Source organism: Shewanella jiangmenensis (assembly GCF_018596335.1).
Classification (GTDB): domain Bacteria; phylum Pseudomonadota; class Gammaproteobacteria; order Enterobacterales; family Shewanellaceae; genus Shewanella; species Shewanella jiangmenensis.
The window spans coordinates 714,357-728,360 of record NZ_JAHEPS010000002.1; the positions used below are offsets into that span (position 1 = coordinate 714,357).

The 14,004-nt window shown below is 56.0% G+C and carries 10 protein-coding genes and 1 riboswitch; of the genes, 7 read left to right on the top strand and 3 right to left on the bottom strand.

Features of this window, described 5'->3' with window-relative positions; translation table 11 throughout:
* The first annotated feature begins 57 nt into the window (after positions 1–57).
* The 3 genes from gabD (at position 58) to KJI95_RS08595 (ending at position 5,045) form a co-directional block, all read left to right on the top strand.
* The gene (gene gabD, locus KJI95_RS08585) at positions 58–1,500 is read left to right on the top strand and encodes an NADP-dependent succinate-semialdehyde dehydrogenase (protein WP_214506759.1); all 1,443 of its coding nucleotides are present in this window, start codon (positions 58–60) and stop codon (positions 1,498–1,500) included.
* A 21-nt stretch (positions 1,501–1,521) separates the two neighbouring features.
* The gene (gene gabT, locus KJI95_RS08590) at positions 1,522–2,799 is read left to right on the top strand and encodes a 4-aminobutyrate--2-oxoglutarate transaminase (RefSeq protein ID WP_214506760.1); all 1,278 of its coding nucleotides are present in this window, start codon (positions 1,522–1,524) and stop codon (positions 2,797–2,799) included.
* A 125-nt stretch (positions 2,800–2,924) separates the two neighbouring features.
* Complete coding sequence (locus KJI95_RS08595; protein WP_214506761.1) at positions 2,925–5,045, top strand: methyl-accepting chemotaxis protein; 2,121 nt, start codon at positions 2,925–2,927, stop codon at positions 5,043–5,045.
* Positions 5,046–5,369: 324 nt separating this feature from the next.
* On the opposite strand, the gene KJI95_RS08600 is transcribed toward KJI95_RS08595, so the two are convergent.
* Positions 5,370–7,412, bottom strand: coding sequence for an MOSC N-terminal beta barrel domain-containing protein (locus tag KJI95_RS08600; protein WP_214506762.1), 2,043 nt, complete (start codon positions 7,410–7,412; stop codon positions 5,370–5,372).
* Positions 7,413–7,619: 207 nt separating this feature from the next.
* Positions 7,620–8,072, bottom strand: coding sequence for an azurin (gene azu / locus KJI95_RS08605; RefSeq protein WP_214506763.1), 453 nt, complete (start codon positions 8,070–8,072; stop codon positions 7,620–7,622).
* A gap of 392 nt (positions 8,073–8,464) precedes the next feature.
* Here azu and KJI95_RS08610 point away from each other — a divergent pair, with 392 nt between their 5' ends.
* The 4 genes from KJI95_RS08610 to KJI95_RS08625 all read left to right on the top strand — a co-directional run bounded on the left by KJI95_RS08610 (position 8,465) and on the right by KJI95_RS08625 (position 12,974).
* Entirely contained in the window at positions 8,465–9,055 is a 591-nt protein-coding gene (locus tag KJI95_RS08610) for a hypothetical protein (protein ID WP_214506764.1), read from the top strand.
* Between the two features lie 178 nt (positions 9,056–9,233).
* Positions 9,234–9,362, top strand: a riboswitch (cobalamin riboswitch).
* Between the two features lie 85 nt (positions 9,363–9,447).
* Positions 9,448–11,397, top strand: coding sequence for a TonB-dependent receptor (locus tag KJI95_RS08615; protein WP_214506765.1), 1,950 nt, complete (start codon positions 9,448–9,450; stop codon positions 11,395–11,397).
* An 83-nt stretch (positions 11,398–11,480) separates the two neighbouring features.
* Positions 11,481–12,089, top strand: a complete 609-nt coding sequence (locus KJI95_RS08620) for a GDSL-type esterase/lipase family protein (RefSeq protein WP_214506766.1) — start codon at positions 11,481–11,483, stop codon at positions 12,087–12,089.
* Positions 12,090–12,242: 153 nt separating this feature from the next.
* Positions 12,243–12,974, top strand: a complete 732-nt coding sequence (locus tag KJI95_RS08625) for an HDOD domain-containing protein (RefSeq protein WP_214506767.1) — start codon at positions 12,243–12,245, stop codon at positions 12,972–12,974.
* 118 nt (positions 12,975–13,092) lie between these two features.
* Here KJI95_RS08625 and KJI95_RS08630 read toward each other — a convergent pair whose 3' ends face one another.
* Positions 13,093–13,989, bottom strand: coding sequence for a LysR family transcriptional regulator (locus tag KJI95_RS08630; protein WP_214506768.1), 897 nt, complete (start codon positions 13,987–13,989; stop codon positions 13,093–13,095).
* Positions 13,990–14,004: the final 15 nt, after the last annotated feature.

The window sequence follows — 14,004 nt, forward strand, 5'->3', positions numbered from 1 at the left end:
AGCCCAAGGGGCATTAACAGAATTAACGGCAACCATGCCGACGAAGAGGAGTCAGCTGTGCAGCTAAAACGTCCTTCACTCTTGAAAACCCAGTGTTATATCAACGGCCAGTGGCGCGATGCCCTGTCCGGTGAGACGGTGACCATTGCCAATCCAGCCACCAATGAGGCTATTGCCTCTGTGCCTGTGATGGGCCGCGATGAAACCCGTGAAGCCATTGCCGCCGCCGAAGCCGCGCTGCCGGCCTGGCGTAAGCTCACCGCCAAAGAGCGTGGTGCCAAGCTGCGCCGCTGGTATGAGCTGATGCTGGAAAACGCCGATGATCTGGCGCTGATGATGACTACAGAGCAGGGTAAACCGCTCGCCGAAGCCAAGGGCGAGGTGGTGTATGCTGCCTCCTTTATCGAATGGTTTGCCGAAGAGGCCAAGCGTCTTTATGGCGATACCATCCCCGGTCATCAGGGCGACAAGCGCATCATGGTGATTAAGCAGGGCGTGGGCGTAACTGCGGCCATTACCCCGTGGAACTTCCCTGCGGCGATGATAACCCGTAAGGCAGGCCCTGCGCTCGCTGCGGGCTGCACCATGATTGTTAAACCAGCGCCGCAAACACCTTTTACGGCACTGGCACTGGCTGAGCTTGCGCAGGAGGCGGGTATTCCCCCCGGCGTATTCAGTGTGGTGACCGGCGATGCAGTAGCCATCGGCAACGAGCTTTGCGAAAGCCCTGTGGTGCGCAAACTGTCGTTCACCGGCTCCACCAATGTCGGCATCAAGCTGATGCAGCAGTGCGCGCCAACCCTCAAAAAAGTGTCGCTTGAGCTTGGCGGCAATGCGCCCTTTATCGTGTTCAATGATGCGGATCTCGATGCTGCCGTTGAAGGCGCGATGATTTCCAAATACCGCAACGCCGGTCAAACCTGCGTCTGTGCCAACCGGATCTATGTGCAGGATGGCGTGTACGATGCCTTTGCCCAGAAGCTTGCCGCCGCCGTGGCCAAGCTTAAGGTCGGCAATGGCGCCGAGCCCGGCGTGACCACAGGGCCGCTGATCAATGGCGCGGCGCTTGAGAAGGTGCAGAGCCATCTTCAGGATGCGCTCGATAAAGGCGCGACGCTGCTCAGTGGCGGCAAGTTGCTTGGCGGTAACTTTATGGAACCTGCGATTGTGACCAACGTGGATGCCAGCATGAAGGTCGCCCGCGAGGAAACCTTCGGCCCGTTGGCGCCGCTGTTCCGTTTCAGCGATGTGGACGATGTGATTCGTCAGGCCAACGACACCGAGTTTGGCCTCGCGGCTTACTTCTACGGCCGTGACATCTCCCTTATCTGGAAGGTGGCCGAGGCGCTGGAATACGGCATGGTGGGCGTGAACACCGGGCTTATTTCCACCGAAGTGGCCCCCTTTGGCGGCATGAAATCATCGGGTCTGGGCCGCGAAGGCTCCAAGTACGGCATCGATGAGTATGTAGAAATCAAATATATCTGTCTGTCGGTTTGACCGGCGAAACAGGAGTACCCTATGAGCTTGACCAATGATTCATTGATGGTTCGTCGCCGCGCAGCTGTAGCCGGTGGTGTTGGCCAAATCCACCCTGTGTTTACCGAGCGCGCCGAAAACGCCACCGTGTGGGACGTTGAAGGTCGTGAGTATATCGACTTTGCCGGCGGCATCGCGGTGCTGAACACAGGCCATCTGCATCCAAAAGTAAAGGCCGCAGTGGCCGAGCAGCTGGAGAAGTTCTCCCACACCTGCTTTATGGTGCTGGGCTATGAGAGCTACATCTCTGTGTGTGAAAAGCTCAATCAATTGGTGCCCGGTGACTTTGCCAAGAAGTCAGCCCTGTTCACCAGCGGCTCCGAGGCGGTGGAAAACGCCATTAAGGTGGCCCGCGCCTACACCAAGCGTGCCGGTGTGATTGCTTTTACTTCAGGCTACCACGGCCGCACCATGGCGGCGCTGGCGCTGACCGGAAAGGTTGCCCCTTACAGCAAGGGCATGGGCTTGATGCAGGCCAACGTGTTTCGCGCCGAATACCCCTGTGCGCTGCACGGGGTGAGTGAAGATGACGCCATGGCGTCCATCGAGCGTATTTTCAAGAATGACGCCGAGCCAAGCGACATCGCCGCCATTATCCTTGAGCCTGTGCAGGGCGAGGGCGGTTTCTATGCCGCGACCCCAAGCTTTATGAAGCGCCTGCGCGAACTCTGTGACCGCGAAGGCATCATGCTGATTGCCGACGAAGTGCAAACCGGCGCTGGCCGTACCGGTACCTTCTTTGCCATGGAGCAGATGGGCGTTGCCGCAGACATCACCACCTTCGCCAAGTCGATTGCCGGTGGCTTCCCGCTCTCTGGCATCACTGGCCGCGCCGATGTGATGGACGCCATTGGCCCGGGTGGCCTTGGCGGCACCTACGGCGGCAGCCCGCTGGCATGCGCCGCGGCGCTCGCCGTGATTGAAGTGTTTGAAGAAGAAAAATTGCTGGAGCGCTCCAACGCCATTGGCCAGACCATCAAGTCTGCCATTGGTGAGCTCGCCGGTCGTTATCCGCAAATCGCTGAGGTGCGTGGTCTGGGCTCCATGATTGCCATCGAACTGATGGAAAATGGCAAGCCTGCACCTGAGTATTGCCCGCAGGTGCTCGCTGAGGCCCGTAACCGCGGTCTTATCCTGTTGTCGTGCGGTACTTACGGCAACGTGCTGCGGATTTTGGTGCCCATCACGGCGCCGGATGCGCAAATTCAGCGCGGACTTGAAATCATGGCAGAGTGTTTCGAAGCCGTGCTCGGCAAGTAAGCCAATAAACAAAGGCGGCCCCAACAGGCCGCTTTTTTGTTATTTACCTGCAAGGACGCAGAACAGGTCTATACTCAATCATACACAAGTCTACCCATGTATTTTCAGGACCTTGCGGAGAGTGCATGAAACATCTTCCCCTGCGACAAAAACTCCTTTGGATGACCTCGGCGCTGTTTTTGGCCACAGTCGCCACCATGTCGGTGACGCTCTGGAGCACCCTTAACAGTAAAACCGACGAGCTCTTTGTCGAAGTCGACAAAGCGCTCAATGATGAAATCCGCACCAAACTGACCGCCAGTGCCGGCCGCTACGGCGAGAAGGTCGCGGCCTTTATCAACGAGGCCTACCGTATTCCTTACTCCTTCAGCGCCATGATGGAAAACAATGCCCTGGTCGGCCGGATGAACCGCGAAAGTGTGCAGGATGCGGTGAGCTCAATTCTGCAAAAAAATAAACAGATATCCTCCATGTATGCTCAGTTTGAGCCCAACGGATTTGATGGTCGCGACAGCGAATTTACCGCCCCGGGGTTGATGCACTCGGTGGAAGGCGCAGGCACACTGGAGGTGTACTTTTACCGCAATGACGATGGCAGCCAAACCCAGCAGCAGGTGGAGGATGCCAGCGAGAAGTATGTTGATACCCTCAACGAGTTTGGCCTGCGGGAAGCCGAGTGGTATCTGTGCGCCAAAGACAGCCTCAAACCTTGCCTGATGGAGCCCTACCTTTATGAGATCTCCCCCGGCAACAACATGCTGATGACCTCGCTCACTGTGCCGATAGTGCGCGATGGCGCATTTCGTGGCGTGGTCGGTGTCGATTTGAATTTGCCGGTGTTTCAGAAGCTGATTGATGAGCTGTCGGCAAGCCTGTATCAGGGCCAGGCCAAGGTGACGCTGCTGTCGACCAAGGGGCTCATTGTGGCAGCGAGCCACTATGATAAGAAGGCTCGCCCGCTCAGTGAATCAATGGACAAGGGGCTTGCCAATCAAATCCTTGGCCTTGGTAAAGACAACAATTATCTGCTGAATGACAGCAGCATGATTGTCGCCTATCCCATCGACATACCGCTGTCGGGCAGCCAGTGGCGCCTGAGTATCGAAGTGCCGAAGGAAATCGCCTTTGCCAGTGCCAATCAGGTTGAATCCAGCATGGAGGCCATGGCCGCGAGCCTTGGCCGTTTTGTATTGCTGCTGGGGATTGGTATTGCGGCGGTGGCGGTGATTTTGATTGCGCTCTTTATCCGCAGCGTGGTCAGGCCGATTCAGCAAATTCAGCAGCGCGTGAGCCAGCTCGCCAGTGCCGAAGGGGATTTGACCCAGAAACTCACAGTGGATGAGCATGCTGAGCTCATTGCCCTTGGCGAAGGGTTTAACGCTTTTATCGGTAAGCTGCACATGCTTATCAGCGACCTTAAGTCGGTGGCGGCTGACTCCAGACGCGAAAGCGAAGCCACGGCTGCCATTGCCGAGCACACCAGACAGAGCGTGACCCGCCAGTACAGTGAAATCGACAGCGTGGTCACTGCGGTCAATGAGATGAGCCATACCGCCACCGAGGTTGCCAAGGCATCGGAGCAAACCGCCGCCGAGTCGTCCGCCATGGCGGTGCAGGTGCGCGACAGCCAAACCAGCCTCACTGAAGCGGTGAAATTGGTGTCTACTATGGCCCAGGAGTCGCAGCAGGCCAAGCTGGCGGTGGCCAAGGTGGCTGAAAGCAGCAGCAATATCAGCAAAATTCTGGATGTGATCAGTGCCATCGCCGCCCAAACCAATTTGCTGGCACTGAATGCTGCCATTGAAGCGGCGCGCGCCGGTGAGCAGGGACGCGGTTTTGCGGTGGTGGCCGATGAAGTTCGCTCGCTGGCATCCAAAACCCAGGCCTCCACCGATGACATCGGCCGGCTTATCGATGCGCTGCAGCTTGAGGTGCGCGGCGCAACCGGCATCATAGATAAAGGGGTTCAGCTCGCAAGCCAGGCGACGGAGCGCACCGAGCTTGCCTTTGTGTCACTGTCGTCCATGGTGGAGCGGATTAACGAAATCTCCAATCAGGTGACCCAAATCGCGACCGCAGCCGAAGAGCAAAGCGCGGTGACCGAAGAAGTGAGCCGCAATATCACAGGTATCTCAGATCAGGCCGCGGAGCTTATGAACCTTGCCGGACAGGCGCGGGAAAGCAGCGAAACCCTGGCACGGCTTGTGAGTCGTCAGGATGGCCAGCTTGCCAAGCTTCGCACCTGACAGGCTTTGCACCAGGCAAGATCGTGCTGATTAGCACGCTTTGCTTAGTCAGACCGCGCCTTGAAGCTAGTGTTACTCGGGATCATTAAAGATGGCGCCTTATCCATAGCGCCATCACCACCCAAAGCCGCCCTCGGGCGGCTTTTTTATGCGAAGTTTTTGCTGAGACTGGGCGATGCTGGCATACGTTGTTGGCACATATTGCTGGCACAGATTGCTGGCTACGTTGCTGGCTAAGTCGCTGGCGCAGTTAGTCCGCCAGCGGGAGTTTTGCCACTTTTGATGATAAGGAGTGCTTTTGATCATAAGCAGCGCTTTTGATTTTCAGGACGGCTTTTTAAGGCTTACCCGGATATCCGTCAGCGGCGTTGCCGAGCAGGCGAGGATGACGCCATCGCGTCGCTCGCTGTCAGAAAGTGCCTCGGCCTTGGGCTGATGGACTTCGCCTTCAAGCAAATAGCACTTGCAGCTGCCGCAAATACCTGCGCGGCAGGACCAGGGAATGACCCGGCCATGGGCCTCAGCCTGTGAAAGCAAACTTTGCTGATTACTGCCCTGAAATGGCTTTTCGTCGAGCAATATCTGCACGCTTTTCACTGGTCGATTGGCTGAGCTTGCGAGTCCGCCAAAGCTTTCGATATGAATGTTTGCATCATCCACCCCCAATGCCAGCAGCCCATCTCGGGCCGCTTCCATAAAGCCCTGCGGGCCGCATATGAACACCTCGCGTCCCTGAGCCTTGAAATCGGCAGAGGAGGGAGAAAGTGTGGACGCCTGCCAGCGGCCAGGGCGCGTGGGCAGTGTTTGGTAACGCGTGCTTGCTTCTGACTCCGTGCCAGTTTCACTTAGTTTTAAAGCAACTCTGTCTGCATCAACGGAACCCATTGCTGTGTTTTCAACTACGGCGTTTTTAATCGCAGCAGTTTCAACAGCAGCGTTTTTAATTGCAGCATTTTCAACGGCAGCATTTTCAACGGTAGCATTTTCGGCCATTGCGCTCAGCCATATCTCCAGCGTCATGCCGGCCGCCGCGCATTTGGCCAGCAGCGCCGTTTCGGGAATATCCTCTTCGGTGCGGCACTGATAAATAAAGTGAATATGGCCGAGCGGCGCGCTATTGCCATTGGATAAGCGAGCTTTTGCGATGGCAGCCCGCAGCATGGCGAGCATAGGCGTTATGCCGGATCCTGCGCTGATAAGCGTGAGCTTGGCGCTGGCTTTTGGGGTAAATCGCCCCTCGGCGCGGCCGCCAAGCACTGTGTCGCCTGTGGCAAGGTTATCGATAAGCCAGTTGGATATCAGGCCGTTTTGCGTGCGTTTTACCGCAATATGATAAAGCCCGTCGCCAGTTGGGTGAGTGAGGCTGTAGCGGCGGATGTGGCGGGTGCCGTCAATATCAAAGGCAAACGGCAGATGTTGTCCGGCAATGGCTCCCGGAAGCGGTTTGCCGTCTGCGGCGGCAAAGCTTAAGCGGTAAAAGTCCCTGGCGATGGCCGCTTTGTCCCTGAGTGTCAGCAGGCGCTTTGCCGGTGCCAGGCTGCGGTAATGTTCAGCCTCCTGGGTTTCAAGCACTTCAATTTTATCGCCAACACGGATTTGTCCGCTATTCAGGGCAATCAGGTTCTGGCCGAAATTCACATCACCGGAGGCGCTTTTGCGGTATTTGCTTAAGGTCGCAAGCGGCTCCTGGCGGGGGTGAAATTCAGTGGTGCCGGCGATGACTGTGGTCATCACACAGCGGCTGCAGGGTTTGGCGACAAGGAATTCCACCTCGCCAATACGGATACGCTTCCAGCTGTCTTCTTCAAAAGGCTCGCGGGTGCTTGCCACTAGATTGGTGCGAAACTGGCTCATCTGACAGAGCGCGTCGGCGCGAAGATTGAGGTCGGTGAGGGAGGCTTCACCAATCAGCAAAAGCGGATAGCCGTCGGCAAAGCTGACCGCTGTGCCGGTTTTTTCACGAAAGCGTGCCGAGGTTTCGCCAAGCCACAATATGCGGGCGCTTTCGCCAAGCAGGGTAGAAATCCAGGCGTCTGCCAATGGGGTAGTTGAAAAGGCGCTGAAGCTGTCTTTCCACACGCCGGTCGTCATAGGCTCTTTACTGAATTCAGAGGCCGGTATGCGCAGCTCAGGCATATTCTCAGCCCGCAGCCACAGCTCGCCGCAGTGGGTTTGCTCGTCGCTGCCCTGAGGCTCAACCTTAAGTAACTTGGGGTGGGTGCGGGCGGTAATAAATTCGCCATTGGGTTTGACTGCCATAAAGCGGCGATCGCCCATCAGCCCCTCCAGAGTGACCTGCGCGCGGCTAAGGCGTTGTGCGCCCATGGATTTTACCGGATAAATACTGATGTCGCTTAACTGTGCCATTTTACCAATCCCTGACGGCAAGCCTTAAGGTTTGCGGCGGCTGTTAATGACGATTGCGATTAACAGCGGCCAACAAGTGCTGAGCCTATAAAGCTGACCCGATAAAGCATAAGAATAGCGACACTATAGCGATGATGGCAGGTACAGGCCAGTTAAGACCTGTACCCGTAGTTAGCGGTAATTACCTGAAGAGATGACGATGGAGTCTCAGGGCTTGATGACAAAGCTGCCCTGCATAATGGCCCAGTGCCCCGGAAAGGTGCAAAAGAAGCGATAAGCCTCGGCGGCGCTGAGCCCTTCAAGACTGAAAGTAATTTTGGTCGACTCGCCGCCACCTATTACGCCGGTGTGGGCAATCACACGGGTGTCGCCGGCCTTTACGAAGGCGGCATCGGCGCCAGCGGCCATACCATCGGTTGCTACGGCCTGCATATCGGCGGCCTTGGCCAGTACCCAGTTATGGCCCATAGCGGTTTTGGGCAGGCTGCCAGAGTGGGTGAGGGTCAGGGTCACTTCTTTACAGCTTGCGCTGACGCTGAGCTCCTGAGCACTGAACTGCATGGCATCATTGGCGCTGATGGTTAAATCACATTCACCGGCCAGCACGGCTGGTGAACCAAGTAGCGCTAAACAGAATAACGGGGCGAGAGATGCTTTCATCTGGATATACTCCGGTTGGCTAATATTGCCGCGTATCTTAGCAGCGCAAATGTCGCAAATGAGAATAATTTACATTTGTTGGTTTTGTGCGGCGCAGCACAAAAGCTGGCCAACTCGGGTGACTGTGGTAAAGTATTGCCCCTGTTAACGGCTGGTAAATACTTAGTTTGTATGAAGCGCTTTTGCGGTCAGTTGCGCAGGTCTGCATTACTTTCCGATAGTGTTTGCCGATATTGTTTGCCAATATTGTCTGCCGATAGCCCATTCCTGGCGCTTGGATAGTCCCTCATCAACGCGCTTGGTGAATGCCGTTTTAAGATTTTGATAATGAGATAAAAGTTAGCGCTGTTGCCATCGAAGGCACTGCCCGGAGAATAACAAGGATGCTTACCATGTTCCGATTTTGTGTAGCTGCGCCGCTGCTGTGTGCACTGACGGCACAGGCCGAAACCCAGTCGCTGAACCTGTTTGGTCAGTCGCTTGCGTTTGAATTGCCCGCCGGTTGGAAGCAGGCGTCCTTTGAGGAGCGTCCGGGGGTGATCAGCGCCGAGTTTGTGCCTGAGCTTGAGAACCTGAATGAGTGGAATTCACTGATTTGCGTGCAAAGTTTCAAGGTGGCAGACGCGGGCATGTTACCGGAAAACTTCCTCGATTCGCTGGCAAGCAGTTACGCCGGCGCCTGCCAGGGCAATGTCACCTACGAAAAACTCGGTGATGTCGAAGTGAATGGTCATCGTGGCGTGCACGGGATTTTGGGCTGCTCACGTATGCCCAATCAGCACCAGTCGATGGAAAACCAGCGTCCTTTCTTCAGTGAGCCTACCGGTGAAGTGGGCTATTTTTCAGTGATAAGCCGTCCGGGCCAGCTGTTACTGCTGCATAAATCCATGCGCGGTGATGTGTTTCAAGAAGATAAAGTCCCGCTCACCGGTGCCAATCATAAGGCGTTTATCTCAGCCATGATGCCAATCAAGCTGCTGTAATTTTAAGGTTTTGATTGGCTTTTGAGCCCGGCATAGATTGGCCGACATCAATGTGCGCGGCATCGATGAGCGCCAGCGCTGCAGCAGGCCGGGATAATCGTCGCTGCCCAGACTAAGGTATTAGACTTTTATACGTTCAGACGTCTATAATGCGCCGCCCGCAGCTTGCGGGCGGTTATTTTTTGTCAGCCCTTTGGGTGCCCGCAGGCGCGGGATAATCGGGAAGTCGGTGTAAATCCGACACTGCCCCCGCAACGGTAATGGCGTAAGCCTGAGTCCGGAGACCGGCCCAAAGCAGGTATCGTCGAGGATTTCGGTGGGCAGATCCCCGCGTGCGGCTTATTTGAGCCGGTGGCTTATGCCCCTTTTCCCTTAACGGAGTAGAAAGGAAAATGGGAACCAAACCTTCTCTTATCGCATTGGCGTTGGCAGTGTCGCTGACCCCTGCGTTATCTCACGCTGAAACTGCCACAAGCTCAACCGACGAGCATCTGGTGGTGATTGGCCGAACCCTCGATACCCCGCTGAATATTGCAGCCAACGTGGCAGTGATCAGCGCCGAAGAGATTGCAAACAGTGGTGCAACCTCCCTTGCCGATGTCCTGCGCGGCCAAAGCGATATTCAAATCAGTGACAATGGCACCGGCCCTGTGTTTGCCATGCGTGGTTTCGGCTCAGGTCAGGCGGCCAACAACACCCTGATTCTGGTGGATGGTCGTCGCCTTAATAATATCGATATCGCCGCGCCAAGCCTGTCGGGTGTGGCGTTAAGTCAGGTGGAGCGCATTGAAGTATTGTCCGGCAGCGCCGGTGTGCTTTATGGCGATCAGGCCGTGGGCGGGGTGATTAACATCATCACCAAACGTCCAGAAGGTCGCAGCGGCGGCGCGTCTTTTGGTGGGGGCAGCTTTGGCACCATGAACACCAGCGCCGATTTTGGTGGCAGTTTTGCCGATAACTGGTTCTATTTCCTCTCCGGCAGCTACGACAAGAGCGATAACTATCGCCGTCACGCCGAAAGCGAAACCGGCAATGTGCTCGGTCGCATCGAATATCGTGGCGAGCACAATCGCTTTTATGCCGAGGGCTCCTTCTATGATGAGGACCGTCTGCTGGCTGGCGCCCTGAGTGAAGCCGAGCTGATTGAAGACCCGCAGCAGGCCAATCCATCCAACGCCGATGATTATAACCACACCATCACCAAGGCAAGCCGGGTGGGTTATGAGCATGCGCTGACGTCTAACTGGACGTTGGCGGCGGATCTGGATGCCAGTGACACCCGGGTGAACTACATCAGCTGGGGCGGGCAGGGCACCACCGAGCGCTCGCTGCTGGCGCTCACCCCCAAGGCTACCGGCCGCTTTACTACCCGAAACGGTGAACTCAAACTGGTGGCAGGGGTTGACCTGTCCCGAGGTGAGTCTGATTTTGTGTCTGCCTACATGAGCCGCGCCAACGTGCAGAAACAGTGGGCTGCTTTTGTGCAGGCCTCGGTGCCGCTTACCGAGCGTTTAAGCTACGTGGTCGGTGGCCGCTACGCCGAAATCACCGATGATATCCGCGACGGTAATACCTTCCCCAATGGCGGCGAACTCGATAACGATGCCCACGCGCTGGAGCTTGGCCTCAATTATCGCCTGAGTGACGCTCAGCGCCTGTATGTGCGCGCCGAAGACAACTTCCGCTTTGCCAAGGTGGATGAGCAGGCCTACACCTCCCAGGGCAGCTTAAAACCACAAACCGGCCGCAGCTACGAAGCGGGCTGGGATTATCAGCGTGCCCAGCAGAGCCTGCGCCTGAGCCTGTACCAGCTGGCGCTGGAAGATGAAATTGTATTCGACCCGAGCGCGCCAACACCGCCGGGGGGCTTCTTCCCCGGTTCCAACGTCAACGCCGATGAGTCGCGCCGTATTGGCGCCATGCTGGACTGGGATTGGCAGGTAATTGATACGCTTAAGTTTGGTATTGATTACCAGTATACCGACGCCAAGTTTACCGCTGGTGCCAATGACGGCAAATCCCTGTCCTGGGTGGCCGAGCACAGCGGCCGCGCCTATGTCAGCCTGGATTTGTCTGACAAATGGCAGCTGTATCTGGATCAAGCCTACACCGGCGAGCGCTTTGTTGAAGGCGATAATGCCAACGAAGGCGGCCGCATCGATGCGGTATGGCTGACCAATGCCGCAGTTAACCTGAGCGTTGGTGACGTGGGCGCGAGCCTGCGTGTCGATAACCTGTTTGATGAGCGATACGCCGCATCAGGCTATTTCAGCAGTTGGGGAAATGGCTATTATCCGGGCGAAGGTCGCAAAGTCAGCCTGAATGTGTCAGTGCGTTACTGATAATTCAATAATTTGCCAAAGCCGGACTTGTGTCCGGTTTTTTTTTCGGCGATAACTGGGGTTCATCTTGCGGGAGAACGTCAGTGCGCGCCTTGTTACTTGCTTTGCCTTTTTGTCTGCTGCTCAGTTTGCTGCCGGGCTGCAGCCAGCCGCAATTGCCCTTTCTTGGGGAAGATGGGCGGGTGCTGGCCTTTGGCGACAGTTTAACCCAAGGCGTAGGCGCCGCACAGGGCATGGATTATCCATCCCGTCTGGCGCTGCTGTGTCAGTGCGAAGTCATTAATGCCGGCGTTTCCGGCGAAACCACTGCCGAGGGCGCTGCGCGCCTGCCCGAAGTGTTGGATGAAACCCAGCCCGATCTCATCATTTTGCTTGAAGGTGGCAACGATATTCTTAAATCCACCGGTAAAGACGCCTTAAAAGCCAATTTGGCGACTATGCTTAGGGAAGCTAAGCAGCGCAGCATACCTGTGCTGTTGGTGGCAGTGCCGGACCGGCAAATTATGTTAAAACCTTTGCCACTTTACCGTGAGCTGGCGGATGAGTTTGCTGTGCCTTTACTCGAAGATACCGTGGCCGAATTACTGTCGCAAAGCGCCATGAAATCGGACACTGTTCATTTTAATGACGCCGGATATCACGCGCTGGCGGAGCAAATTCACCAATTGGCACTGGAAAGCGGCGCCTTTTAAGCGCGGCCCCGGAAAAATGTTCCGCCAACCGGAAATCGACTTGACCATGGACAGGATTTTGTGGGTAAATTCCCCGATAATAATAACCAGGGCGGGTTATCGAGATGGCCGCTGGGGCCAGGTGTTTTGCCCGGACAAAAATAGGTTAGTTGCATGACTGAGCTTGAGCATCAGGTTTTTTCTCAAATCAGGGCGATCATTGCCAATGAAGAACAGGTCATTGGCCGTCGTGGGATCCTTATCCCCCTGAAAAAGGCCATCATCGCCGATGGTGATGTGCGTAACGTGGTTGACATAGTGTCGAGCGATCCGGCGCTGGCAGCCCATCTGCTTTGGCGCAGCACTACAGCTCATGCTGCCGGTGTGTCCAATAACAGCAAAAACCGCAGCCTCAAGGATGCGCTTATTCGCCTTGGGCAGGTTAACATTTACCGTTATGCCTTCAGCTTTTACCTCAAAGAGCGCCTCGATGAGCTGCCCCAGCCCTATAAAAAGCTGGTGCAGGGCTATTGGCGTTTGACCGAGAGCATTGCCGCCTCGGCGGTGGATAGCCTGAAGGACTTGTCCGGCGTCAGCATTGACCCGGATGAAGTGCAAACGCTGGCGCTGTTCAGCGTATTCGGGCAAATCATTGCCCTTACTGCGTTTGCTTATCTGAATGCCGAATCGGAAGAGTCATTCCCCTTAAGTATCATAAAGCAAATTATTGATACTCAGCAGCAAACCCTGACCCTGGAAGCCTTTGAGTCGCTTGGGCTGGATGAAGAGCTGAAAGAAGAGTTTATGGTGGCCCATAACCTGCGCCAGACCCGTAACCCGAATTCGGCCGGTTTGGTGCTGCGGCGCATTTTGTCGATGCGCGGCCTGCTGCTTAATCCGTTGTAAGCCATGCTTGCTGTGAGTGCTAAGCGCAAATAGAAGACCGAAAAACCAATAAAAAAACGCCTGCATCAGCAGGCGTTTTTTATTGGTGTTTCGGTGGATGTTATCCGGTTTTGGTGACCTATTGCTGGCGTGCCAGTCCTTCTGCGGCAACCAGTTCAAGGTAGCGCTGCAGCCGGCGAGAATTGGCGCTGCCACGGCGATAGGCACCAAACAGCGGCCGCTTGAGCCCCTCGGCGCCGAGGCGCACGCTGGCAAGGCTTAAACCCTGCGACTCGCTGATAGACCAGTTCGGCAACGCGGCAATGCCTTCCTGACAGGCGATGCGCTGCAGCAGTACCGAAGTCAGATCGCAGGTCTTTTGCACCCCGGGCGCAATGCCGGCCGGCTCCATAAAAAGCCGGAACAAATCGAGCCGCTCCAGCGGCACCGGGTAGCTTATCACCGGCAAGCCTTCGAGATCCGTTGGCAGAACATGGGGTTTGGCCGCCAGCGGATGATCCTTGGCAACCACTAACCTTACTTCAAAATCAAACAAATGCTGATAGGCGAGCTGGTGGCCGGGCACGGGATCTGAGGTCAGCACTATATCCAGCTCTCCGGACTCCAGTGCGTTCAGCGAATCAAACAGATGACGGCTTGAGAGATCCAAATCGGCATCCGGATATTCGGCGCGAAAGTTTTCCATCACCGGCATCAGCCAGCGAAAACAGCTGTGACATTCAATGCCAACCCTGAGCAGGCTGTCGTCCTGCTCAAGCCCTTTGCGTAGTACAGATTCGGTTTCCATGACCCGTGGCAGAATTTCTTCGGCCAGATGCAGCAGGCGTGCGCCTTCCTGGGTAAAGGAAAGGGGTTTGCTCTTTCTTACGAACACCGGGGAGTTGATGCGGGTTTCCAGCTCTTTAATCTGATGTGACAGAGCCGACTGGGTTACGAACCGCTTTTTGGCCGCGGCTGCCAGACTGCCACTCTCTTTCAGTGCCATCAGGGTGCGAAGGTGTCTTAGCTCTATCATCTCTACTCCACATGA